Source organism: Streptomyces sp. NPDC044063 (assembly GCF_056434285.1).
Genome location: NZ_JBWKFM010000014.1, coordinates 36,140 through 60,274, shown reverse-complemented (window position 1 = coordinate 60,274; position 24,135 = coordinate 36,140). Strand labels below are relative to the sequence as shown.

Here is a 24,135-nt window from a genome sequence, read left to right as displayed (position 1 = left end):
CGGGCGGAGCCCCGCCCCGGCGTACGGCAGAATCGAGGTGTTTGGACAAACCACCAGGAGGACGCGTGTCCGGATTCGTCGAGAAGCCCAAGCCGATCGAGGTGCCGGGCCTCGAGCACCTGCACACGGGCAAGGTCCGCGACCTCTACCGCGACGCGGAAGGCCGGCTGGTGATGGTCGCCAGCGACCGCATGTCCGCCTACGACTGGGTGCTGCCCACCGAGATCCCCGACAAGGGGCGCGTCCTCACCCAGCTGTCCCTGTGGTGGTTCGACCGGCTGCGCGACCTCGTCCCCCACCACGTCCTCTCCACCGACCTGCCGGACGGCGCCCCCGCCGACTGGGCCGGGCGCACGCTGGTCTGCCGCTCCCTGGACATGGTCCCGGTCGAGTGCGTCGCCCGCGGCTACCTCACCGGCTCCGGCCTCGCCGAGTACGAGCAGACCCGCACCGTCTGCGGCCTCGCCCTCCCCGAGGGCCTGGTCGACGGCTCCGAACTGCCCTCGCCGATCTTCACCCCGGCCACCAAGGCCGAGGTCGGCGAGCACGACGAGAACGTCTCCTACGAGGAGACCGCCCGCCAGGTCGGCGCGGAGACCGCGGCGCTGCTCCGCCAGACCACGCTGGCCGTCTACGGCCGCGCCCGCGACATCGCCCGCGACCGGGGCATCATCCTGGCCGACACGAAGTTCGAGTTCGGCTTCGCGGACGGCGAGCTGGTCCTCGCCGACGAGGTGCTGACCCCCGACTCCTCCCGCTTCTGGCCCGCGGACTCCTGGGAGCCGGGCCGCCCCCAGGCCTCCTTCGACAAGCAGTTCGTCCGCGACTGGCTGACCTCGCCGGCCTCGGGCTGGGACCGCCACGGCCAGCTCCCGCCGCCCGAGCTGCCGGACGAGATCGTCGAGCGCACCCGCGCGAAGTACGTGGAGGCGTACGAGCGCCTGACGGGCACGTCCTGGTCGTAACGGCAGGTCCTGGGCGTGGACGGACACGTCCTGGGCATGACGGACCGTAAGAGGCCTCTCAGACGGGGCGTGCCATCGTGGGACCGCACATGAGCCACCCATGATCCGCACCCCCGCCGGAGGCGCCATGCCCGAGACGTCGACGCTCGTCCTGGTCGTGGACGACGACCCCGACGTACGGGCCGCCGTCGTCGACAGCCTCACCGTCGAGGGCTACGCCGTGCGCGCGGCCGCCGACGGACTGGAGGCCCTCTCCGCCGTCGCGAGCGCCCCGCCCGCCGCCATCGTGCTCGACCTCGCCATGCCCGTGCTCGACGGCCTCGGCGTCTGCCGCTGGCTGCGCGAGCTCGGCGACCGGACGCCGATCCTCGTCCTCACGGCCCGCGACGCCGTCTCCGACCGCGTCGCGGGCCTGGACGCCGGAGCCGACGACTACCTCGTCAAGCCCTTCGCGCTGGACGAGCTGCTCGCCCGGCTGCGGGCCCTGCTGCGCCGGGCGGCCCCCGCCGAACCGGCGGGGGAGGGGCACGAGTTGGTCTTCGGCGACCTCCGCGTCGACACCGTCACCCGCGGCGGGGAGCGCGCCGGGCGGGCCCTGGAGTTCACCCGGACCGAGTTCGCGCTGCTGGAGGTGCTGATGAGGCACCCGGGGCAGGTGCTGCCGCGCGAGGTGATCCAGGAACGCGTCTGGGGCACCGACTTCGGCCCCGAGTCCAACTCCCTCGCCGTCTACATCGGCTACCTCAGGCGCAAGCTCGAAGCGGGCGGCGCGCCCCGCCTCGTCCACACCGTGCACGGCGTCGGCTACCGCCTGGACCGGCCATGAGCGGGCGGACGGGCGCGGGCCCGCGCACCGGACTGCTCGGCCGCAGGCCGCTGCGCACCCGGCTGACGCTCGTCACCTCCGCCGCGGTGGCGCTCGTCGCCCTCGGAGCCCTGGCCGGCGCCTATGTCGTCATCCGGTACGAGCTGGTGCGCCAGCTGGACCTCCAGCTCAAACAGCAGGCCGGGCTCATCGCCCAGCAGGGGCGCTCCGGCGCGGGCGACGGCGTGCTCTACGACCAGTGCGCCTGGCGGGCCGCCCCCGCCTGCGCCCAGATCGTGCGCGCCGACCCGGCCGCGCCCGGCCAGGGCGGCCTCGTGCTGCCGGTCACCGGGGCGACGCGGCGCGTCGCCGCCGGCACCCTCGGCGCGTACTACAGCGACATCACCCACCACGGCCGCCCCATGCGCATGCTGACCACCCCGCTGCCGGGCCGGGAGAGACGGGCCCTCCAGGTGGCGGCCCGCTCCGACACCGTCGACCAGAGCGTGGAACAGGCCGGGCTCTACCTCGGCGCGGTGGGCGCCGCCGGGGTCCTCCTCGCCGCGGTGCTCGGCCACCTCGCCGCCCGGACGTCCCTCCGGCCGGTCACCCGGCTCACCGCCACCGCCGAACGCATCGCCGCCACCCGCGACCCCGCCCACCGCATCGAGCTGCCGCCCTACGAGGCACGCCGCCAGGACGAGATCACCCGCCTCACGACCAGCTTCAACACCATGCTCGGCGAGCTGGAGGAGGCCGTCGCCGCCCAGCGCCGGCTCGTCGCCGACGCCTCCCACGAACTGCGCACCCCGCTCACCGCGCTGCGCACCAACGCCGAACTCCTCGCGCGCGCCGAGCGGCTGTCCCCGGCCCAGCGCGAGCGGGCCTCGGACGCGCTGGGCCGCCAGCTGCGCGAGGTGACGGGCATGGTCAACGACCTGATCGAGCTGGCGCGCGACGAGGAGCCGCAGGCGCTGGTGGAGCGGGTGCGGCTGGACCGGCTCGCCGAGCGCTGTGTGACCGCCGCGCGGGGACACTGGCCGGCCACCGTGTTCACCGCCGACCTGGCCGAGGCCACCGTCCCGGGCGTGCCCGCCCGGCTCGCCCGGCTGCTGTCCAACCTGCTGGACAACGCCGCCAAGTTCAGCCCGCCCGGCGCCGTGGTCGAGGTCACTCTCGCGCGGGTGGGCGGCACACTCGACCTCACCGTCCGCGACCACGGGCCCGGCATCTCCGACGAGGACCTGCCGCACGTCTTCGACCGCTTCTACCGCTCCCGCCAGGCCCGCGCGCTGCCGGGCTCCGGGCTGGGCCTGGCCATGGCCCGCCAGATCGCCCGCGCCCACGGCGCCGAGCTCTCCGCCGAACAGGCCCCCGGGGGCGGCGCCCGTTTCCGCCTGAGCTTCCCCGAAGGGCAGGAGTGAGGGAGGGGGAAAACGCCGAAGGCCCCGGTCTTCCGACCGGGGCCTTCGTTCTCTGAGCGGACGACGAGACTCGAACTCGCGACATCCACCTTGGCAAGGTGGTGCTCTACCAACTGAGCTACGTCCGCATTCGCCCCGCGCTCTCGTGCGGTGCGGACACCACTATAGCCAACCTTGAGCACGTGCGATGCGCGCCGCCGCATGACGGTTCTCCGCGCCCAGCTTCGCGGCGGCCGCGGAGAGGTAGTTGCGGACCGTTCCGGGCGTCAGCGAAGCCCGCTCCGCGATCTCCGAGACCGGCGCCCCGTCCTCCGCCAGCTCCAGCAGCTCCGCCTCCCGCGCGGACAGCGGGGAATCCCCGGCGCTGATCGCGTCGGCCGCCAACTCCGGGTCCACATAGCGGCTTCCGGCGTGCACCGTGCGAATGATCTCGGCGAGCCGCTGGGCCGACACGGTCTTAGGGACGAACCCCCGCACTCCCACCTCAAGGGCGCGTTTCAGATGCCCGGGCCGGCCATGGCCGGTCACGATCATGCTTCTGCACGCCGGTAGTTCGGACCGCAGGGATGTGGCGACCATCACACCGTCGGCACCCGGCATCTGAAGATCCAGCACCGCCACGTCCGGGCGGTGCGCCTTCGCCATCGCGATCGCCTCGGGCCCCGACGCGGCCTCGGCCACGACCCGGAGGTCGTCCTCCAGCCCCAGCAGCGCGGCCAGCGCCCCGCGGATCAGATGCTCGTCGTCCGCGAGCATGACCCTGATCGGTGCGGCCCCGCCCAGGGCCCCGTCGCCCCCGTTCACGCGATGCTCCTCTCCGGCCGGACGGCGGTGGTGGCGCCGGTGGCGGCGTCGACCACGGACGGCCGGTCGTCCGCCCGAGTGGCCTCCGGGGGCGGGCCGGGCTCCTCGCCGTCCGGGTCCGTGTCCGGGTCGTCGTCCGCGTCCGTGCCCTCCGGCCGGGCCAGCGGAATCCTCGCGGTCACATGGAACGTCCCATGATCCCCGGGCTCCGCCGTCAGCGTCCCGCCCAGCGCCGTCAGCCGCTCCCGCAGACCTGCCAGCCCCGAGCCGCCGCCGGACTCCTCGCCCGCCGCCGGCGCGGGGGCCTCGCGCACCCCGTCGTTCTCCATGCGCAGGACCGCCACCTCGTCCACGACCCTCAGCCGCACCGCGCAGCGGCTCGCCTCGGCATGCCGCAGCACGTTCGTCGTGGCCTCCCGGGTCACCCACGCCAGGGCCGACTGGACCGCCGGGGGCAGGGCCCCGCCTGCCCGGTCGTCGACGCGGCACCGTATGCCGGCGGCGGCCAGCACTCCCTTCGCACCGACGAGTTCGGTGTGGAGATCGGCCCGGCGGTAGCCGCGGACCACCTCCCGGAGCTCCCGGTGCGACTCCTGCGCTATCCGCTGCACCTCGGTCATCTGATCCAGCGCCGCCCCCGAGCCCCGCCGGGCCAGCTGCACGGCGAGCTCGCTCTTCAGCGCGATCACCGAGAGATTCCGGCCCAGCACGTCGTGCATGTCCCGGGCGAACCGCAGCCGCTCCTCCGCCACCGCGAGCCGCGCCTGCGTCCCCCGGGCGGCCTCCACCTCCCACAGCACGGCGAGGAACCAGGCGGAGGACCGCACGGTGCTCATGCTCCACACCGCCAGGAACAGCAGCGCCGCGGCGACCGCGATCCCGCCGTCCAGGGAGCCCGCCCACGCGCCGAGCAGGGCGCCGGTGGCGACGCTCGCCCCGAGACAGCCGGCCAGGAAGCTGCGGATCCGCCGGGTGAACAGGCTGTACGAGCCGAAGACCACCAGCCCGGCGTGCATGAGCAGGGTCGTGTTCGCGGCGATGTGCGCCGGGCCCTCGTGCCGCAGCAGCAGGATGAACGCCACCAGGGTGGCCGCGAACAGCACCACCGCCCAGGCCAGCCACTTCCAGGGCTTGGCCCGCTTCCGCAGATAGTGGCCCAGCGACCGCCGGAGGAGCCCCATCCCCTGGGCGCACTGGAGCAGGCACAGGCTCATCAGCAGCCAGGCCAGCGGCGGCCTGCCCTCCGGGTCGGTCACCCACGCGATGGCGTTGATCAGCGGGAACAGCCAGGGGATGCCGTAGAGCGTCCAGCGCATGTAGCTGTCGACCTGGGCGACCCGGCTCCGCCCCCGCCACTCGCGCACCCGCGACCGCACACCCATGTGCCCCCGTCCCCCTCGTCCCGTGCCCGGCGGGCCGGGGCTCAGCGCCTCGGCTCCCACCGGAACCATCGTCGTACAGCAAACACGCCCAGTGCCGACCAGGCCACCGCGGTCCCCAGGGCCCGCAGGGCCGCGGCCGCGTCCATGCCGCCCAGCCAGCCACCGCGCACCAGCTCGATCACCGGCGTCAGCGGCAGCAGCCGGCAGACCTCCGCCACCGTGTCCGGCATGACCTCCAGCGGCAGGAAGATCCCCGAGCCGAGCAGCGAGACGAGGAACAGCGGCATCGTGACCAGCTGGGCGCTCTCCACCGTCTTCGCCCAACCCGCCGTCAGCGCGGCGCATGTGACGCTCACCACTATGCCCAGCACCAGTCCGGCCGCCACCAGATCGGGCCGCGCGACGCCCCGCAGATCCAGCCACGCGACGCCTGCCACGACCAGCAGCACGCACTGGGCCAGCGCCACCGTCACGGCCGGCAGGGCCGTGCCCGCCAATATCTCCGCGTCGCCGGCCTCGCCCGTGCGCAGGCGCTTCAGGACCAGCTCCTCGCGCCGTGCCACATAGGCGCTGACGAGGTTCTGGTAGACCGCGAAGAGCAGGATGTAACCGAAGGCTCCCGTCAGCAGCACCTCGTGGGCCGTCATGCCGGCCTTGTCGAGATCGACCCGCTCCATCCCCCCGCTCATGACCCACACCATCGTGAGGGGCATGAGCAGCGCCATGTACAGCGCCATCCTGTTGCGCCCGAGCAGGGTCAGCTCCGCCCGCCCCAGTGCCAGCACCCGTCCGCCCGTCATCACTCGCCCCTCCCCGGCGTCGCGCCCGCTATGGCCAGGAACGCCTCTTCCAGCGAGGCGGTCCGCGCGTCGAGCCCGTCCAGCCCGACGTCCTTGTCCCGTGCCCAGACCAGCAGTCCGGTCAGGGTGCGCTGCAGCTCCTTGGTCTGCAGCTCTATGCGTCCACCCGTCTCCTCGTGCCGCAGGACGCCGAGCTCGGCCAGCGGCGGGAGATCCCCGACGAACCATCCGTCCGGCATCGCGAAGCGGATCCGGGCCGGATACGCGCCGATCACCTCGGCGGGCGTCCCGTCGGCGACGATGCGGCCCTCGCGCATGATCGCCAGCCGGTCGGCCAGTGCCTCGGCCTCCTCCAGATAGTGGGTGGTGAGGAGGACCGTCGTGCCCTCGTCGCGCAGCCGGCGCACCAACTCCCACGTGGTGTGCCGCGCCTCGGGGTCGAGGCCCGTCGTGGGCTCGTCGAGGAAGAGCACCTCGGGCCGCCCCAGCAGGGCGAGCGCGAGGTCCAGCCGGCGCCGCTCACCGCCCGAGAGCTGCTTGACCCGGACGTCCCGGCGGGCGGTGAGCCCCACGAGACCGAGGGCCTCGTCGACGGGCCGCGCGCCCGTCGTGCACCCCGCCCACATCGTCACCGTCTCGGCGGCGGTGAGCTCGGAGGGGAAGCCGCCCTCCTGGAGCATCATCCCGATCCGCGGGCGCACCGCGCGCCGCCCCGTGTACGGATCGTGGCCCAGCACGCGGACCTGGCCGCCGGTGGGCCGGGCGAGCCCCTCCAGCAGCTCGACCGTGGAGGTCTTGCCCGCTCCGTTCGTCCCCAGCAGGGCGAACAACTCTCCGCGCCGCACGGTGAAGGAGACGTCCCGCACCGCGTCGAATCCCTTGTCCCCGGACCGCTGCCCGTACCTCCGCCGCAGCCCTGAGACCTCGATCACACTCTCCCCGAAGTCCATGCTTCAAGGCTCCCGGCCGTTCCGGCCCCGGGGCAGTGCGGCCTGTCATGACCTGGGATGACGAATGTCATCGGGCGGGCGCACACCACGCACAGCGCACACGAAGAAGGCCCCGGTCGCGATGACCGGGGCCTTCTCCCTCTGAGCGGACGACGAGACTCGAACTCGCGACATCCACCTTGGCAAGGTGGTGCTCTACCAACTGAGCTACGTCCGCATGCCTCCGACCGGCTCTCACCGGGCGGCGCGTGCACCACTCTACCTGATCCACCGGAGTGGTCGGTAAAGCGATGAGAGCGGGTGACAGGAATCGCACACTGCGCCTCCCCCTTGGAAAGGGGGCGCTCTACTACTGAGCTACACCCGCGCGCCCATCCTTCCGGACCGCGTACGTGGAGTACGTGGCCGGTCGAACGGTCAGAGCGGGTGACAGGAATCGCACACTGCGCCTCCCTCTTGGAAAGAGGGCGCTCTACTACTGAGCTACACCCGCGCGTCCATCCCGCCGAGTCACATGTGTGACTGGCTGGACGGTCAGAGCGGGTGACAGGAATCGCACACTGCGCCTCCCCCTTGGAAAGGGGGCGCTCTACTACTGAGCTACACCCGCATGACCCCGAAGTTCGGGCCCGTTTCCCGGCCTTGCCCCTCGGCGTGATCCAGACTCTAGCTGATCATCCGGGGCTCTTGGCAAGTCGGGACCGAGGAGGCCTCCGTCACCCGTTCGGCCCAGGGTCCCGGCCGGGGCGGCGGAGCCCGCCGCGCCCGGTGCCGGAGGGCCTCCGCCGTGCGGTCAGGCCGCCTCGTTGAACGCCTCGTAGACCTTCTTGGGGATGCGGCCGCGCGGCGGGACCTCCATGCCGCGCGAGCGGGCCCACGCCCGGACCGCGGCGGGGTCGGGGGCGACGGCCGTGCGGCGGTAGGCCCGGCCCGACCGGGACTGCTTGCGGCCGGCGTCCATGTAAGGCGCGAGGACGCCTCGCAGTTTCTTCGCATTGGCAGTGTTCAGGTCGATCTCGTACGACTTGCCGTCGATCCCGAACGTGACGGTCTCCGCGGCTTCCCCGCCGTCGATGTCGTCGGAGAGTGTGACCACTACGCGCTGCGCCACGGAAATGGGTCCTTTCGGCCGGTATCACCGCGTTGACCTGCGGCGATGTGAGGGTTGCTGTTGTTCTCGGTCAATACATATTCATTTGTACAACAAAAGGCAATGCATGGCGAAGCCCAGTTAATTCCGTCGGTGTGCCCCGCCGCAATCGCGACGATGCGATCTTCCGGTGTTTTTCCGGAATTTTTTCCGAGCGGTCCCGAGCCGTCCCGGGTAAACGCGAAGGATAAGCCCAGCATATCTATGCGCGTAGATTTTTCGGGACTGTACTCTGACATCACCGCTTCAGCTCACGCACCACACACCGGGAGTGCCAGTGGCACGCGTCGTAGTCGACGTCATGCTCAAGCCGGAGATCCTCGACCCGCAGGGCCAGGCGGTGCAGCGCGCGCTGCCACGCCTGGGTTTCGAGGGGATCGCCGACGTCCGTCAGGGCAAGCGCTTTGAACTCGAGGTGGAGGGCCCGGTCGACGAGGCCGCCCTCGCCCGTATCCACGAGATGGCGGAAACGTTTCTCGCCAACACCGTGATCGAGAACTACACCGTGCGAGTGGACTCGTGACCGCACGCGTAGGAGTCATCACCTTCCCCGGAACCCTGGACGACCGCGACACCCAGCGGGCCGTCAGGATCGCCGGGCTCGAGCCCGTGCCGCTCTGGCATCGCGACAAGGACCTCAAGCAGGTGGACGCCGTGGTCCTGCCCGGCGGTTTCTCCTACGGCGACTATCTCCGGGCGGGTGCGATCTCCCGCTTCTCGCCGGTCATGGAGAGCGTCATCGACCAGGCCAGGGCCGGGATGCCGGTCCTCGGCATCTGCAACGGCTTCCAGGTGCTCACCGAGTCCCACCTGCTGCCCGGCGCCATGCTGCGCAACAACCACCTGCACTTCATCTGCCGCGACCAGAAGCTGCGGGTGGAGAACGCGGACACCGCCTGGACGGCCGACTACGAGGCGGGGCAGGAGATCTCCGTCCCGCTGAAGAACATCGACGGTCGCTACGTGGCCGACGAGCGCACCCTCGACGAGCTGGAGGCCGAGGGCCGCGTCGCCTTCCGCTACCTGGACGTCAACCCCAACGGGTCGCTCCGTGACATCGCGGGCATCACCAACGCCGCCGGCAACGTCGTCGGCCTGATGCCGCACCCCGAGCACGCCGTGGAGCCGGGCGTCGGCACGGGTCGTACGGACGGGCTCGGATTCTTCACCTCGATCCTCAAGAAGCTGGTCAACGCGACATGAGCCTCGACACCGTCAAGCACGCAGGCGAGACCCCGGACACCGAGCAGCCCTGGGCCGAACTCGGCCTCAAGCAGGACGAGTACGAGCGCATCCGCACCATCCTCGGCCGCCGTCCCACCGGCGCCGAGCTGGCGATGTACTCCGTCATGTGGTCCGAGCACTGCTCGTACAAGTCCAGCAAGGTCCACCTCCGCCAGTTCGGCGACAAGGCCCCCGAGAACGACGCGCTCCTCGTCGGCATCGGCGAGAACGCCGGCGTCGTCGACGTCGGCCAGGGCTACGCGGTCACCTTCAAGGTCGAGTCGCACAACCACCCGTCGTACATCGAGCCCTACCAGGGCGCGGCCACCGGCGTGGGCGGCATCGTCCGCGACATCCTCGCCATGGGCGCCCGCCCCGTCGCCGTCATGGACCCGCTGCGCTTCGGCGCCGCGGACCACCCCGACACCAAGCGCGTCCTGCCGGGCGTCGTCGCGGGCATCGGCGGCTACGGCAACTGCCTGGGCCTGCCCAACATCGGCGGCGAGGTCGTCTTCGACTCCTGCTACCAGGGCAACCCGCTGGTCAACGCCCTGTGCGTGGGTGTGATGAAGCACGAGGACATCCACCTCGCCAAGGCCTCCGGCGCCGGCAACAAGGTGATCCTCTACGGCGCCCGCACCGGCGGCGACGGCATCGGCGGCGTCTCGGTCCTGGCGTCCGAGACCTTCGACGACAGTAAGCCCGCCAAGCGGCCCGCCGTGCAGGTCGGCGACCCCTTCCAGGAGAAGCTCCTCATCGAGTGCACCCTGGAGATCTTCCGCGAGGACCTGGTCGACGGCATCCAGGACCTCGGCGGCGCCGGTCTGTCCTGCGCCACCAGCGAGCTGGCCAGCGCCGGTTCGGGCGGTATGCGCGTGGAGCTGGACCGGGTGCCGCTGCGGGACGCGACCCTCTCGCCCGAGGAGATCCTCATGAGCGAGTCGCAGGAACGCATGTGCGCGATCGTCGAGCCGGACAAGGTCGACCGCTTCCTGGAGATCTGCGAGAAGTGGGACGTCATCGCCACCGTCATCGGTGAGGTGACCGACGGCGAGCGGCTGGAGATCTTCTGGCACGGCGAGCAGATCGTGGACGTGCCGCCGCGCACCGTGGCCCACGAGGGTCCGGTGTACGAGCGCCCGTACGCCCGTCCGGAGTGGCAGGACGCCCTCCAGGCCGACGACGCCGCGAAGCTCGCCCGCCCGGAGACCGCCGACGAGCTGCGTGAGCAGGTCCTCAAGGTCGTCTCCTCCCCCAACCAGGCCTCGAAGTCGTGGATCACGGACCAGTACGACCGCTTCGTGCAGGGCAACACCGTGCTCGCCCAGCCCGAGGACTCGGGAATGGTCCGCATCGATGAGAACACCGGACTCGGTGTCGCGGTTGCGACCGACGGCAACGGCCGCTACGCCAAGCTCGACCCGTACGCGGGCGCGCAGCTCGCGCTCGCCGAGTCGTACCGCAACGTGGCCGCCACCGGCGCCCGTCCGCTGGCCATCTCCAACTGCCTGAACTTCGGTTCGCCGGAGGACCCGGCCGTCATGTGGCAGTTCGCCGAGGCCACGCGCGGCCTGGCGGACGGCTGCCTGGCCCTGGGCACCCCGGTGACCGGCGGCAACGTCTCGCTCTACAACCAGACCGGCGAGACGGCCATCCACCCGACCCCCGTGGTCGCGGTGCTGGGCGTCATCGACGACGTCGACCGCCGGACGCCGATGGCCTTCTCCGAAGAGGGCCACCTGCTCTACCTCCTCGGCGACACCAAGGAGGAGCTGGGCGGTTCGGCCTGGTCGCAGGTGGTCCACGACCACCTCGGCGGCCTGCCGCCGGCCGTGGACCTCGACCGGGAGAAGCTGCTGGCCGAGATCCTCATCGCGGCCTCCCGCGACGGGATGATCGACGCCGCGCACGACCTGTCCGACGGCGGTCTGATCCAGGCCCTCGCCGAGTCGTGCCTGCGCGGCGGCAAGGGCGCCCGCCTGGTCGTCCCCGACGGCATGGACCCGTTCGTGTTCCTCCTCTCCGAGTCCGCGGGCCGCGCGGTCGTCGCCGTGCCGCGCAGCGAGGAGCTGCGCTTCGGCGACATGTGCGGCGCGCGCGGTCTTCCGGCGACGCGCATCGGCGTCGTCGACGGTGAAACGATCGACGTCCAGGGCCAGTTCACGATCTCCCTGGACGAGCTCCGGGAGGCTCACGAGTCGACCATCCCGGCTCTGTTCGGCTAGCCGGACGGTGCCACGGCACCGGTCGGGACCGGCGGTTCCCCCTGCTGGTCCCGGCCGTTGTCGGAGGGCGGGCCTACGCTCGTGGTCATGCCTTCCACTCCGCGCAGACCGCGCCCCCGTCGTTACGACCCCGCCAAGGTGAGCGCTGCCCTGGAAGGGCAGGTCCGGGTCGTATGCGACGCGGTGGACGCGCTGTGCGCCGCGCCGGACGCGCGGGCGACGCTCGACGCGCCCACGCGGCCGGGGGAGTGGAGCGTCCGCGCGCTGGTCGCCCACATCACCGGAGTGCTGGAGACGCTGCCGCACCACCTCGCCGAGGCGGGTGCGACGGCCGGCTCCGCGCGCTCCGGATTCACCCTCACGGACTATGCGGGGCTGGCGAGTTCACGTGCCGGCGAGATCGCGGAGGAGGCGTCGGCGGCTGCCGACGCGCTCGCCGCGGAACCGCCGGCGGTGATCGCCGCACGGCTGCGCGAGGCCGCCTCGGGGGCCGTCGACGCTGTCGCGGGAACGGATCCCGCGGCGGTCGCGCGGACCCGTCTCGGCGCCATGACGGTCCTCGATCTGCTGGTGACGCTGCTGGTCGAGATCGTCGTCCACGCCCAGGACTTGGCGGATGCCACCGGTGTGCCCGTACGGCACGACCGGCAGGCGCTGGCGGCTGTCACACGGCTGCTCGCCGACACCCTCGCGGCCAGGGCCCCGGGTGGGTCCGTGGAGGTCCGCATCCCGCCATTCGCCGTTGTTCAGTGCGTGGCGGGGCCGAAGCACACCCGCGGCACCCCGCCGAACGTGGTCGAGACCGATCCACTGACCTGGATCCGCCTCGCCACGGGCCGGTTGAGCTGGGATTCCGCCGTGGGTGACGCCGTCGTGTCCGCGAGCGGGGAGCGGGCCGACCTTTCCGATCAACTTCCTTTGCTCATCTGAGCTTTGCTCACTTGAGCGAAGAGTGATGATCGGATGTTCGAGCGACCCCTTTTTCGCCGCGAAAGGGTGATTCGCTGTGCGCGGGAAGTGGCTGTCCGTGGTGTGAGCCATAACCAATGGTCCCCGGTTCGGATGAACCTGTTCCCTGCCATAGACTCGATGTGTGCCTCGTGGTGACGGACGACTCAACCACGACCTGCTTCCCGGCGAAAAGGGCCCCCAGGACGCTTGTGGCGTCTTCGGTGTCTGGGCTCCGGGAGAAGAGGTCGCAAAACTCACCTATTTCGGGCTGTATGCGCTGCAGCACCGTGGACAGGAGTCCGCGGGCATCGCGGTGAGCAACGGCTCCCAGATCCTCGTTTTCAAGGACATGGGACTGGTTTCCCAGGTCTTCGACGAAACATCCCTCGGCTCTCTCACGGGCCATATCGCGGTCGGACACGCCCGTTACTCCACCACCGGAGCCTCGGTGTGGGAGAACGCGCAGCCGACCTTCAGGGCGACCGCCAACGGCTCCATCGCCCTGGGCCACAACGGCAACCTGGTGAACACCGCCGAGCTGGCGGAGATGGTCGCGGCGCTCCCCCGGGAGAACGGCCGTGCCACCCAGGTGGCGGCCACCAACGACACCGACCTGGTCACGGCCCTGCTGGCCGGCCAGACGGACGACGACGGCAAGCCGCTGTCGGTCGAGGACGCGGCCGCCAAGGTCCTGCCCGGCGTCAAGGGTGCCTTCTGCCTCGTCTTCATGGACGAGCACACGCTCTACGCCGCCCGTGACCCGCAGGGCATCCGCCCGCTGGTCCTGGGCCGCCTGGAGCGCGGCTGGGTGGTCGCCTCGGAGACGGCCGCGCTGGACATCTGCGGTGCCACCTTCGTGCGCGAGATCGAGCCGGGCGAGATGATCGCCATCGACGAGAACGGCGTGCGGACCTCCCGCTTCGCCGAGGCGAAGCCCCGCGGCTGCGTCTTCGAGTACGTCTACCTCGCGCGCCCCGACACCGACATCGCCGGTCGCAACGTCTACCTCTCCCGGGTGGAGATGGGCCGCCGGCTCGCCGCCGAGGCCCCGGTCGACGCCGACCTGGTGATACCGACCCCGGAGTCCGGCACCCCCGCCGCCGTGGGCTACGCCGAGGCCAGCGGCATCCCGTACGGCACCGGCCTGGTGAAGAACTCGTACGTCGGCCGGACCTTCATCCAGCCCAGCCAGACCATCCGGCAGCTCGGCATCCGGCTCAAGCTCAATCCGCTCAAGGAAGTGATCAGAGGCAAGCGCCTGGTGGTCGTCGACGACTCGATCGTCCGCGGCAACACCCAGCGCGCCCTCGTGCGGATGCTCCGCGAGGCCGGGGCGGCCGAGGTCCACGTACGGATCTCGTCCCCGCCGGTGAAGTGGCCGTGCTTCTTCGGCATCGACTTCGCCACCCGCGCCGAGCTGATCGCCAACGGCATGACGGTCGAGGAGATCGGCAAGTCGCTGGGCGCGGACTCCCTCGCGTACATCTCCATCGACGGCATGATCGAGGCCACCGCCATCGCCAAGCCGAACCTGTGCCGTGCCTGCTTCGACGGCGAATACCCGATGGAGCTGCCCGACCCCGAGCTGCTCGGCAAGCAGCTGCTGGAGACCGAGCTCGCCGGTGGCGCGGACGCCGCCGACGCACTCCGTCGCCCGTAACGCTCCGTAGTACAAGACGACACGAAAGTTCCCAGCAATGCCTGAGACCACCGGTGCCAGCTACGCAGCTGCGGGCGTCGACATCGAGGCGGGCGACCGCGCCGTCGAACTGATGAAGGAATGGGTGAAGAAGGCCACCCGCCCCGAGGCCATCGGCGGCCTCGGCGGCTTCGCCGGCCTCTTCGACGCCAGCGCCCTCAAGCGGTACGAGCGCCCGCTGCTCGCCTCCGCCACGGACGGCGTCGGCACCAAGGTCGACATCGCCCGCCGCATGGGCGTGTACGACACCATCGGCCACGACCTGGTCGGCATGGTCGTGGACGACCTGGTCGTCTGCGGCGCCGAGCCGCTGTTCATGACCGACTACATCTGCGTCGGCAAGGTCTACCCCGAGCGGGTCGCCGCGATCGTCAAGGGCATCGCCGAGGGCTGTGTCCTCGCCGGCTGCGCCCTGGTCGGCGGCGAGACCGCGGAGCACCCGGGGCTGCTCGGCGTGGACGAGTTCGACGTGGCCGGCGCCGGTACGGGCGTGGTCGAGGCGGACCGCCTGCTGGGCGCCGACCGCATCCGCGAGGGTGACGTCGTCATCGCGATGGCGTCCTCGGGACTTCACTCGAACGGGTACTCACTGGTCCGCCATGTGCTCTTCGACCGGGCCGGCTGGGAGCTGGACCGGGACGTTCCGGAGTTCGGCCGCACGCTCGGCGAGGAGCTCCTGGAGCCCACGAAGATCTACTCGCTGGACTGCCTGGCCCTCACCCGGACGGCCGAGGTGCACGCCTTCTCGCACATCACCGGCGGTGGCCTGGCGAACAACCTGGCCCGGGTGATCCCGGACGGGCTGCGCGCCGTCGTCGACCGGTCCACCTGGACGCCGGGGGCGGTCTTCGACCTCGTCGGCAGGCTGGGCGGGGTGGCGCGTCCGGAGCTGGAGAAGACCCTGAACATGGGCGTGGGCATGATGGCCGTCGTGCCGCCGGAGTCCGTGGACGTGGCGCTGGCGACCTTCGCCGACCGGGGAGTGGAGGCCTGGGTCGCGGGAGAGATCACCGCGCGCGGCGACCACGCCGAGGCCGTGGCCCTCACCGGCGACCACTCCGCCTGACCCGCCGGTCAGGACAAGGGCATGAACGAACCGCCCGGGGCATCGCGCCCCGGGCGGGTTTCGTCATGGGCCGGTCCGGTCACCGGTCGGCCGTCGTCGACCGCTACCGGAAGCCGGGCAGCACAGAACCCGGTCCGGGGCGAGGCCCCGGACCGGGTCGGTGAAGTAGTCGCGTCAAGCGCGGCGACGGTATGCGGACTGGTCGGACGACTGCTCGTCCTCGTCCTCATCGTCGTTGTAACGCGCCGCGTACTGAGCGTACGGGTCGTCCTCCAGCTCATCCTCAAGCGGCTCGCTCTCCGGCGGCTGCTTGATCGACGGCTGCGTTGCGCCCAGCTCATTGGCCAGACGTGAGAGGTCGGTCCCGCCGCTGTTGTACTTCAGCTGGCGGGCGACCTTTGTCTGCTTGGCCTTGGCCCGGCCGCGCCCCATGGCTCGACCCCCTCATTGACGGGGCTCGACGGCCCCAGAGTCTTGACACGCGTTCACGTTCATGAGTCAGAGCGGACCCCCGTGGGAGGGTGTCCGGCCTGTAGAGCTTCAACGGTACCTGCTTCCGCGGCCATACGGTACGTCGCCCGCATGACGTGCCACGCAGCACAACCGGCGAGATGCCCTGTACTCGCTGGTCAGCTGCGATTTTAACGTGTCCCGCGCGCCGACCCGCCGAGGGGTGGTGAGAGATCTCTCCCTCACCCCCACCCGGCGGCGTGTTCTGTGGGGATCGCTGTGCGGGGACCGGTCGCGCACCCCTGTCGAGAAGTTCACCCGATCGGGTGGCGTCGGTGCGGAGGGTTACCGGTTCGCGCGTGCCTCGGCCATGCGCTGCTCCGCGAGGCGGTCGGCCGCGACGGCCGGCGGGATGCCGTCCGACTTCGCCCGATCGAATATGGCCAAAGTCGTATCAAAGATCTTGGCCGCTTTTGCCTTCGCCCGGTCGAAGTCGAAGCCGTGCAGCTCGTCGGCGACCTGGATGACACCACCGGCGTTCACCACGTAGTCGGGCGCGTAGAGGACGCCGCGGTCGGCGAGGTCCTTCTCGACGCCCGGATGGGCGAGCTGGTTGTTGGCGGCGCCGCACACCACGGTCGCGGTGAGGGCCGCCACGGTCTCGTCGTTCAGCGCGCCGCCCAGGGCGCACGGGGCGTACACGTCGAGCGGGGTGCGGATGAGGACGTCCGCGTCCGTGACCGCCGTGACCCGCGGGTGCCGGGCGACGACCCGCTCGACGGCCTCCGCCCGCACGTCCGTGACCACGACCTCCGCACCGTCCTCGATCAGGTGGTCCACCAGGTGGTGGCCGACCTTCCCGACGCCCGCGACACCGACCCTGCGGCCGCGCAGCGTGGGCTCGCCCCACTGGCTCCGCGCGGCGGCCCGCATGCCCTGGAAGACGCCGAAGGCGGTGAGCACGGAGGAGTCGCCGGCGCCGCCGTTCTCGGGGGAGCGGCCGGTGGTCCACCGGTTCTCCCGGGCGACCACGTCCATGTCCGCGACGTACGTGCCGACGTCGCACGCGGTGACGTAGCGGCCGCCGAGCGAGGCGACGAAGCGTCCGTACGCGAGCAGCAGCTCTTCGGTCTTGATCAGATCGGGGTCTCCGATGATCACAGCCTTACCGCCACCGTGGTCGAGCCCCGCCAGCGCGTTCTTGTACGACATGCCGCGCGAGAGGTTGAGCGCGTCCCGTACCGCCTCCTCGTCGGAGGCGTAGGCGTGGAAACGCGTACCGCCCAGGGCGGGGCCCAGGGCGGTGGAGTGGACGGCGATCACGGCGCGCAGGCCGCTGGCGCGGTCCTGGCAGAGGACGACCTGCTCGTGGCCGCCCTGGTCGGTCCGGAAGAGGGTGTGCAGCACGCCGTTGCCGGCGTCGGTGGTGGGACGTACGTCAGTCACGGTGGTGACTCCATATGTCGCGGAGGTCGCCCTCCGAGGGGTGGTGGAGGGCCGGTTGCCCAAGAGGGTAAGACCTGCGGGCCCGGTGGGTCCGGCCCGTGCGGAGGATCACTCTCCCGGGCTCCGGTGCCATGGGACGATTTGGACCGTATGGGGAGCGGCACGCCCGCAACTCCCCGGAAGTCTCCTACGGCTTGAGGGAGCGAGCGTGGGCGTGGCGTCGTCGGTGACCGTCCCGTACGCGGCATATCTCCGGGTCTACGAACCGCTGGCCGCTTTCCCCGAGCCGGAACGGGCGCACTGGGCCCGTTACGCGCGCCGCGAGACCCTCCCCGGCGCCCAGGACGAACTGCGCCGGTCGCTCGCGGATCTGCTGCCCACCCCACCGGTGCCGGTCCCGGTCCACGAGAGCGGCGACGCCTTCGTGGCGGTCGTGGACGGCGTGGTGTGCGTCTGCCCCTGGCGGACCCGGCTGCGGGGCTGGCTGGCGCTGGAGGGGCTGGCCGAGCGCCTTCCGGCGCCGGTGCTGGACGCGGTGCTGCCGCCCGTCGTGCGCCGGCAGGCGGAGGCGGACTACGAGCGCTGGCTGGAGCGGAACCCCGACGCCCGCCCGTGGATCAGGACGGCCACCTGGCAGGTGCCGCTGCGCTGGTTCGTCCTCTTCTCCGACGAGGAGCGCGAGTACGGGAAGGGGGAGCCGGGCGGCGAGGAGCTGGTGCTCCGCTACCGCACCCCCATGGTCCAGGCCCGGCGGCGGGTGGCCCGGGGACTGCGGACCCTCCGGGACGCGATCGAGGAGGGTCCCTTGATCGACGGCCTGGTGGATGTGGGGCGGTGGCTGGAAGAGTTCCATCCGAGGTCCCTGGTGGAGCTGGACTACGGCGGACTTGTGCATATGGTTCCCGAGGCACAACTGGAAGACGACCATTCCGCCGCGGACACGACGGAGGGTCTGATCGCGCTGCGGGCGGGTGACGGAGTGCGGGCCGGTGCGGCGTACGAACGGCTGACGGAACGTTGGCGGGCCGTGCGCGACCGCCAGTTCGCCAACTGACCGGCGCGCCGTGGGCCGGCCGGGGGCGGGTCCGGGACCTAGGTCCCGATCCGGGCCATTGCCGCAACCGTGACCTATAGCACTTACTTCAGGTCTTGCGCCCATCGCCCATCCTCGTGGCAAAATAGGACAAGGAGTCCGGGAAGGGCTCCTTCCGCCCAAGTAAGGGCGGATAGATCGGTATTGCACTCCTTGGCGGGTCTGATGACCCCTGATCTGATTGATCCCGCTGTGACTGATCGTCACGGCGGTGTGACTGTCCGCTATGGCATGGTCCATCGGCTTCCGTCGAGGTTGAACACCTGAGAGGGCAATTCCATCGGTTTGGCCGACGTGGCTGGACAGATGGTGTAGTTGTAGTGCCGAGGACAAGCCGTTCGTCCTATAACCGACTCGGCCCGCGTCCGCCATTTCGGGCAACGCGGGTCAAGGTGCAGAATTTAGAGGAAAGAACCGACGTGATGGTTCGGTTCTCCCGAGGAGGCCGCTCATGACCGCTCGCACCCCTGATGCCGAGCCGCTGCTGACCCCGGCTGAGGTCGCCACGATGTTCCGCGTGGACCCGAAGACGGTCACCCGCTGGGCCAAGGCTGGCAAGCTCACGTCCATCCGCACGCTCGGAGGACACCGCCGCTACCGCGAAGCGGAGGTCCGCGCCCTGCTGGCGGGCATTCCGCAGCAGCGCAGCGAGGCCTGAACAGCCGCATGACCGGGTGACACCGGGGCCCCCAACCCGACAGTCGCCCACCTGAAGCTCCACCCCCGCAGCAAACGACCCGATGCCTGCCCCAACAGGCATCGTGCCCACCGACTTGGGTGAGTCGTCGATCGCGCTGGACTCCGCCGGGTCCAGCGCGATCTTTTTATGTTCCGGGCGGGCCGTGGTGACGCCCGGGGCCGCCGGCCGTGTGCCGGCTCCGGTCCGGTCCCGCCGCCCCGGGGGGTGTCCCGGACGGGCGGAGCGCGGGGTCACGAGGTCGGTGCAATTGCACATATTAAATTGACCGGGTGTAGGAAGGGGTTAAGTTCCCCTACTCCTATAACTCTTTCGGTGACTCCCGTCACAGCGTGGCGTGCTTGTCGCCCACCATGCCTGTGCGGTAAAGGACTTGAGCGCTCGCACGGCGTACGTCACCGCGGGTCACCGGGGCGCCGGGGCGGCGGCGGAGCGGCGTCCCAGGGCTCCGGCGGATCACCGCCGGCCTCCAGGGCCAGGCGCAGGAGCCGGTGGCAGACCGGACAGTGCCGGGTCAGATGGCGGTAACCGACGGCGGCGGCCAGATGGGCGCGCAGCAGGGCCCGGGTCTCATGCCGGATGCTCACCGTCCGCTGATCGGGCCGGGTCGTCGTCATGGGGCGCAGCACCTCCCACTGACTGGGTACCCCTGGCACGTGTCGCAGTCAAGGTCGGACGCGCGACGGCCGGATCGGGGTGGCGGGCAAGCAGAAAGGCCCGCGCCAATTCTATGGCGCGGGCCTTTCTTCGATGCGGTCCTGACGGGATTTGAACCCGCGGCCTCCACCTTGACAGGGTGGCGAGCACTCCAAACTGCTCCACAGGACCTTGCTTGCTTCCCCGCTCTCGCGGTGTTGCGAGACAGACTCTACAGCAGGTCAGGGGGTGTGGTCGAACTCCGCCCATGAGGCGTGGAGCACACCCCTCCGGCGCCGCCACCGGGCCCGAGTGCCGGAGGCCCTGGAACCGGCCCCGGCACCGGACACCGCGGCGCCCGTCGCTACGGCGCGAGCTGGTCGATCGCCTTCACGATCCGCTTGTCCGAGATCGGATAGGCCGTGCCCAGCGCGTGGGCGAAGTAGCTCACCCGCAGCTCCTCGATCATCCAGCGGATCTCCCGGGCCTCCTGGGGCACCGGGCGCCCCTTGGGGAACTGCTCCAGCAGCCACGCGTACTCGTCGCGCATCTCCGCCACCTTCGCCATCCGGGTCCTGTCCCGCTCGGCGTTGGACGGCAGCTGCGTCAGGCGCCGGTCGACGGCGACGAGGTAGCGCAGGAGGTCCGGCAGCCGCCGGACGCCGTGGGCGGTCACGAAGCCGGGTTTGATCAGCTCGGCCAGCTGCTGCTTGACGTCCGTCAGGGACGGCAGCAGGACGGGACTCGTGACGGCCTTCAGACGGCGCTCACAGGCCTGCCAGGCGGCCAGCACCTCCTGGACCCTGCGGATCGTGTCCAGCGTCGCGTCCACGATGTCGGCGCGCACGGCGTCGAACAGCTTGCGGAAGGACTCCTCGTCCCAGGCCGGCCCGCCGTGCGCCGCCATCAGCCGGTCGGCCGCGCCGGCGACACAGTCGTCGAAGAGCGCCTGGATCGAACCGTGCGGATTCCGCGACAGGGCGAGCTTCTGCTGGTTGCCGAGCTTGTCCTGGGCGAATTTGGCGGGGCTGGAGGGCAGGTTCAGCAGGATGAGGCGGCGGTTTCCGGCCCACATCGCCTCGCGCTGCTCCTGCTCGGTGTCGAAGAGCCGGACGGCCACCGACGTGCCCTCGTCCACGAGCGCGGGGAAGGCCTTGACCGGCTGGCCGGCGCGGCGCGTCTCGAAGGTGCGGGGCAGCGCGCCGATCGTCCAGGAGGTCAGGCCGGACCGCTGCTCGAGGCGGCTGTCGCCGGACGCCTCGGAGGCCTTCTCGAAGGCCTTGGTGATCGCGGCCTGCGTCTTCGGCTTCAGCCGCAGCCGCAGCGCCTCCAGGTCCTTGTCCTCGGCGATCTTGCGCTTGCGCTCGTCCACCACCCGGAAGGTGATCTTCAGGTGGTCGGGCACCTTGGCGAGGTCGAAGTCCTCCGCGTCCACGCGCACGGCCGTCATCCGGTGCAGCCCACGGGCCAGCGCCGTCGTCAGCGGCTCCTGGAGCGGCACGGCACCCTCCAGGAAGCGCCGGGCGAAGTCCGGGGCCGGGACGTAGTTGCGGCGGATCGGCTTGGGCAGCGACCGGATCAGCTCCGTCGCCAGGTCCGCGCGCAGCCCCGGGATCTGCCAGTCGAAGCCCTCGGCCGACACCTGGTTGAGCACCTGGAGCGGGATGTGCACGGTCACGCCGTCCGCGTCCGCGCCCGGCTCGAACTGGTACGTCACCTTGAACTTCAGCCGGCCCTGACGCCACGCGTCCGGATAGTCGTCCTTGGTGACCGCCCCGGCCTTCTCGTTGATGAGCATCGACTGCTCGAAATTGAGCAACTCGGGCTCGTCGCGCCGCTTGTGCTTCCACCACGAGTCGAAGTGGGCACCGGACACCACGTGTTCGGGCAACCGCTGGTCGTAGAAGTCGAACAACGTCTCGTCGTCGACCAGGATGTCGCGACGACGGGCACGGTGCTCCAACTCCTCGACCTCGCCGAGGAGTTTGCGGTTGTCGTGGAAGAACTGGTGGTGGGTGCGCCAGTCGCCCTCGACCAGGGCGTTGCGGATGAACAGCTCCCTGCTGACCTCCGGATCGATCCGGCCGTAGTTGACCTTGCGCTGGGCGACGATCGGCACGCCGTAGAGCGTCACCCGCTCGTACGCCATCACCGCCGCCTGCTTCTGCTCCCAGTGCGGCTCGCTGTACGTGCGCTTCACCAGGTGCTGCGCGAGCGGCTCGACCCACTCGGGCTCGATCCTCGCGTTCACCCGCGCCCACAGGCGGGAGGTCTCCACCAGCTCCGCCGACATCACCCAGCGCGGCGGCTTCTTGAACAGCGCCGAACCCGGGAACACCGCGAACTTGGCGTTGCGCGCGCCGACGTACTCGTTGTTCTTCTCGGTATCCTTCAGCCCGATGTGGGACAGGAGCCCCGCCAGCAGCGACTGGTGCACGCGCTCGGGCGCGGCGTCCTCCTCGGCGAGGTGGATCTCCATGCCCTTGGCGACCGTGCGCAGCTGGTAGTAGATGTCCTGCCACTCGCGTATGCGCAGATAGTTCAGGTACTCCGACTTGCACATACGGCGGAAGGCCGACGACGACAGAGTCTTCTGCTGCTCGCGCACGTACCGCCACAGATTCAGGAAGGCGAGGAAGTCGCTCGTCTCGTCCTTGAACCGGGCGTGCTGCTGATCGGCCTGCGCCTGCTTCTCCGCGGGCCGCTCGCGCGGGTCCTGGATCGACAGGGCCGACGCGATGACCATGACCTCGCGGGCACAGCCGTTGCGGTCCGCCTCCAGCACCATGCGGGCCAGCCGGGGGTCCACCGGCAGCTGGGACAGCTTGCGGCCCAGCGGCGTCAGACGCTTGCGGGCGTCCTTCTGCTGCGGGTCGATCGCGCCGAGCTCCTGGAGCAGGTCGACGCCGTCCTTGATGTTGCGCCGGTCCGGCGGGTCGATGAACGGGAACCGCTCGATGTCCCCGAGGCCGGCCGCCGTCATCTGGAGGATGACGGAGGCGAGGTTCGTCCGCAGGATCTCCGCGTCGGTGAACTCCGGACGCGCCAGGAAGTCGTCCTCCGAGTACAGCCGGATGCAGATGCCGTCGCTCGTCCGGCCGCAGCGGCCCTTGCGCTGATTGGCGCTGGCCTGCGAGACGGGCTCGATCGGCAGCCGCTGGACCTTGGTGCGGTGGCTGTAGCGCGAGATCCGGGCGAAGCCGGGGTCGATGACGTACTTGATGCCGGGGACCGTCAGGGACGTCTCGGCGACGTTGGTCGCCAGGACGACGCGGCGGCCGGTGTGCCGCTGGAAGACGCGGTGCTGCTCGGCGTGGGACAGCCGCGCGTACAGCGGAAGGATCTCGGTGAAGCGGAGTTTCTTCTTCTCCAGGGCGTCCGCCGTGTCCCGGATCTCCCGCTCGCCCGAGAGGAAGACCAGGATGTCGCCGGGCCCCTCCTTCTGCAGCTCCTCGACCGCGTCACAGATCGCGGTGACCTGGTCGCGGTCCGCGTCGCCGGAGTCCTCCTCCAGCAGCGGCCGGTACCGCACCTCGACGGGGTACGTACGCCCGGAGACCTCGACGATCGGCGCGTCGCCGAAATGGCGGGAGAAGCGCTCGGGGTCGATGGTGGCGGAGGTGATGACGACCTTGAGGTCGGGCCGGCGCGGCAGCAGCTGGGCGAGATAGCCGAGCAGGAAGTCGATGTTGAGGCTGCGCTCGTGTGCCTCGTCGATGATGATCGTGTCGTACTGGCGCAGCTCGCGGTCCGTCTGGATCTCCGCGAGCAGGATGCCGTCGGTCATCAGCTTGACCATGGTCTCGCCGCCGACCTGGTCGGTGAAGCGGACCTTCCAGCCGACCGCGCCGCCCAGCGGCGTCCGCAGCTCCTCGGCGACCCGCTCGGCGACCGTGCGCGCCGCGATCCGGCGGGGCTGGGTGTGGCCGATCAGGCCCTTGATCCCCCGGCCCAGCTCCATGCAGATCTTGGGGATCTGGGTGGTCTTTCCGGAGCCGGTCTCACCGGCGACGATCACGACCTGGTGGTCGCGTATCGCCTCCAGGATCGCGTCCTTCTTCTGGCTGACCGGCAACTGCTCGGGATAGTCGATCACGGGCACGGCCGCCCGGCGGCCCAGGACCCGCAGCTCGGCCGCGTCGGCCTCCGCCGCGATCTCGGCCAGGACGGCCGCACGGGCCTCGGGCTTACGAATACGGCGCGCCCCGTCCAGCCGCCGGCCCAGCCGCTGCGCGTCGCGCAGCATCAGCTCGGGCAGGCGGGCGGCGAGGCCGTCGAAGGTGGCGGGGGCAGGCTGCGTAGACATACGAACCCCAGGATCGCACCACCCCCGGGCGAGGGGCGAACGCATTTGCTCGGGGCCGCCGC

Annotated in this window: 20 protein-coding genes and 6 tRNA genes; 11 read left to right on the top strand and 15 right to left on the bottom strand. The window is 70.8% G+C overall.

The features are described from left to right. Window positions 1–65 precede the first annotated feature (65 nt). From AC07BS_RS18915 to AC07BS_RS18905, 3 genes are all read left to right on the top strand, one after another. On the top strand, window positions 66–965 hold the full coding sequence (locus AC07BS_RS18915; protein WP_478648875.1) for a phosphoribosylaminoimidazolesuccinocarboxamide synthase: 900 nt from the start codon (window positions 66–68) through the stop codon (window positions 963–965). A gap of 100 nt (window positions 966–1,065) precedes the next feature. Further along, window positions 1,066–1,791 (top strand): response regulator transcription factor, encoded by a 726-nt coding sequence (locus AC07BS_RS18910; protein ID WP_478933276.1) that lies wholly within the window; start codon window positions 1,066–1,068, stop codon window positions 1,789–1,791. Beyond that, window positions 1,788–3,194 (top strand): sensor histidine kinase, encoded by a 1,407-nt coding sequence (locus tag AC07BS_RS18905; RefSeq protein WP_478933274.1) that lies wholly within the window; start codon window positions 1,788–1,790, stop codon window positions 3,192–3,194. Before AC07BS_RS18910 ends, AC07BS_RS18905 begins: the two co-directional genes overlap by 4 nt. A 55-nt stretch (window positions 3,195–3,249) precedes the next feature. Here the strand turns inward: AC07BS_RS18905 and AC07BS_RS18900 are convergent. From AC07BS_RS18900 to AC07BS_RS18855, 10 genes are all read right to left on the bottom strand, one after another. Then, a tRNA-Gly gene (locus AC07BS_RS18900) sits at window positions 3,250–3,322 on the bottom strand. Window positions 3,323–3,356: 34 nt separating this feature from the next. Beyond that, the gene (locus tag AC07BS_RS18895; RefSeq protein WP_478649231.1) at window positions 3,357–3,950 is read right to left on the bottom strand and encodes a response regulator transcription factor; all 594 of its coding nucleotides are present in this window, start codon (window positions 3,948–3,950) and stop codon (window positions 3,357–3,359) included. A gap of 44 nt (window positions 3,951–3,994) precedes the next feature. Then, window positions 3,995–5,380 (bottom strand): sensor histidine kinase, encoded by a 1,386-nt coding sequence (locus AC07BS_RS18890; protein ID WP_478933272.1) that lies wholly within the window; start codon window positions 5,378–5,380, stop codon window positions 3,995–3,997. Between the two features lie 41 nt (window positions 5,381–5,421). Further along, entirely contained in the window at window positions 5,422–6,180 is a 759-nt protein-coding gene (locus AC07BS_RS18885) for an ABC transporter permease (protein ID WP_478933270.1), read from the bottom strand. Continuing rightward, window positions 6,180–7,130 carry an ABC transporter ATP-binding protein gene (locus tag AC07BS_RS18880; RefSeq protein WP_478933268.1) on the bottom strand — a complete coding sequence of 317 codons (951 nt, stop codon included), beginning with the start codon at window positions 7,128–7,130 and terminating at the stop codon, window positions 6,180–6,182. Before AC07BS_RS18880 ends, AC07BS_RS18885 begins: the two co-directional genes overlap by 1 nt. A 144-nt stretch (window positions 7,131–7,274) precedes the next feature. Continuing rightward, window positions 7,275–7,347, bottom strand: a tRNA-Gly gene (locus AC07BS_RS18875). A gap of 78 nt (window positions 7,348–7,425) precedes the next feature. Continuing rightward, window positions 7,426–7,497: transfer RNA gene (locus AC07BS_RS18870), tRNA-Gly, on the bottom strand. Between the two features lie 54 nt (window positions 7,498–7,551). Beyond that, window positions 7,552–7,623, bottom strand: a tRNA-Gly gene (locus AC07BS_RS18865). A gap of 45 nt (window positions 7,624–7,668) precedes the next feature. After that, window positions 7,669–7,740, bottom strand: a tRNA-Gly gene (locus tag AC07BS_RS18860). 183 nt (window positions 7,741–7,923) lie between these two features. Then, a complete protein-coding gene (locus tag AC07BS_RS18855; protein ID WP_478648860.1) occupies window positions 7,924–8,241 on the bottom strand; it encodes a histone-like nucleoid-structuring protein Lsr2 in 318 nt (105 codons plus the stop codon). 316 nt (window positions 8,242–8,557) lie between these two features. Between AC07BS_RS18855 and purS the strand changes: the two genes are divergently transcribed. From purS to purM, 6 genes are all read left to right on the top strand, one after another. Next, window positions 8,558–8,803: a phosphoribosylformylglycinamidine synthase subunit PurS gene (purS, locus tag AC07BS_RS18850; RefSeq protein ID WP_478648857.1), complete on the top strand. Its 246-nt coding sequence runs from the start codon at window positions 8,558–8,560 to the stop codon at window positions 8,801–8,803. Beyond that, window positions 8,800–9,483 (top strand): phosphoribosylformylglycinamidine synthase subunit PurQ, encoded by a 684-nt coding sequence (purQ, locus tag AC07BS_RS18845; RefSeq protein ID WP_478648855.1) that lies wholly within the window; start codon window positions 8,800–8,802, stop codon window positions 9,481–9,483. Before purS ends, purQ begins: the two co-directional genes overlap by 4 nt. Beyond that, window positions 9,480–11,729 carry a phosphoribosylformylglycinamidine synthase subunit PurL gene (gene purL / locus AC07BS_RS18840; RefSeq protein ID WP_478933265.1) on the top strand — a complete coding sequence of 750 codons (2,250 nt, stop codon included), beginning with the start codon at window positions 9,480–9,482 and terminating at the stop codon, window positions 11,727–11,729. Before purQ ends, purL begins: the two co-directional genes overlap by 4 nt. Window positions 11,730–11,816: 87 nt before the next feature. Next, a complete protein-coding gene (locus tag AC07BS_RS18835) occupies window positions 11,817–12,659 on the top strand; it encodes a sterol carrier family protein (protein WP_478933264.1) in 843 nt (280 codons plus the stop codon). Between the two features lie 163 nt (window positions 12,660–12,822). Beyond that, complete coding sequence (gene purF / locus AC07BS_RS18830; protein WP_478648849.1) at window positions 12,823–14,340, top strand: amidophosphoribosyltransferase; 1,518 nt, start codon at window positions 12,823–12,825, stop codon at window positions 14,338–14,340. Between the two features lie 37 nt (window positions 14,341–14,377). Then, window positions 14,378–15,445: a phosphoribosylformylglycinamidine cyclo-ligase gene (purM, locus tag AC07BS_RS18825; protein ID WP_478933261.1), complete on the top strand. Its 1,068-nt coding sequence runs from the start codon at window positions 14,378–14,380 to the stop codon at window positions 15,443–15,445. Between the two features lie 174 nt (window positions 15,446–15,619). Here purM and AC07BS_RS18820 read toward each other — a convergent pair whose 3' ends face one another. Together AC07BS_RS18820 and AC07BS_RS18815 are read right to left on the bottom strand one after the other, a co-directional pair. Beyond that, complete coding sequence (locus tag AC07BS_RS18820) at window positions 15,620–15,877, bottom strand: DUF3073 domain-containing protein (RefSeq protein WP_478648845.1); 258 nt, start codon at window positions 15,875–15,877, stop codon at window positions 15,620–15,622. Window positions 15,878–16,240: 363 nt separating this feature from the next. Then, on the bottom strand, window positions 16,241–17,341 hold the full coding sequence (locus AC07BS_RS18815; protein WP_478648842.1) for a Leu/Phe/Val dehydrogenase: 1,101 nt from the start codon (window positions 17,339–17,341) through the stop codon (window positions 16,241–16,243). Between the two features lie 208 nt (window positions 17,342–17,549). Here AC07BS_RS18815 and AC07BS_RS18810 point away from each other — a divergent pair, with 208 nt between their 5' ends. After that, the gene (locus AC07BS_RS18810) at window positions 17,550–18,395 is read left to right on the top strand and encodes a DUF8083 family protein (protein ID WP_478933259.1); all 846 of its coding nucleotides are present in this window, start codon (window positions 17,550–17,552) and stop codon (window positions 18,393–18,395) included. A gap of 490 nt (window positions 18,396–18,885) precedes the next feature. Then, window positions 18,886–19,092 carry a developmental transcriptional regulator BldC gene (bldC, locus tag AC07BS_RS18805; RefSeq protein WP_003949541.1) on the top strand — a complete coding sequence of 69 codons (207 nt, stop codon included), beginning with the start codon at window positions 18,886–18,888 and terminating at the stop codon, window positions 19,090–19,092. Between the two features lie 434 nt (window positions 19,093–19,526). Here bldC and AC07BS_RS18800 read toward each other — a convergent pair whose 3' ends face one another. The 3 genes from AC07BS_RS18800 to hrpA form a co-directional block, all read right to left on the bottom strand. Beyond that, the gene (locus tag AC07BS_RS18800; RefSeq protein WP_478933257.1) at window positions 19,527–19,748 is read right to left on the bottom strand and encodes a DUF6274 family protein; all 222 of its coding nucleotides are present in this window, start codon (window positions 19,746–19,748) and stop codon (window positions 19,527–19,529) included. Between the two features lie 136 nt (window positions 19,749–19,884). After that, window positions 19,885–19,959, bottom strand: a tRNA-Asp gene (locus AC07BS_RS18795). A gap of 172 nt (window positions 19,960–20,131) precedes the next feature. Beyond that, window positions 20,132–24,073 (bottom strand): ATP-dependent RNA helicase HrpA, encoded by a 3,942-nt coding sequence (gene hrpA, locus AC07BS_RS18790; RefSeq protein ID WP_478933255.1) that lies wholly within the window; start codon window positions 24,071–24,073, stop codon window positions 20,132–20,134. Between the last annotated feature and the right edge of the window lie 62 nt (window positions 24,074–24,135).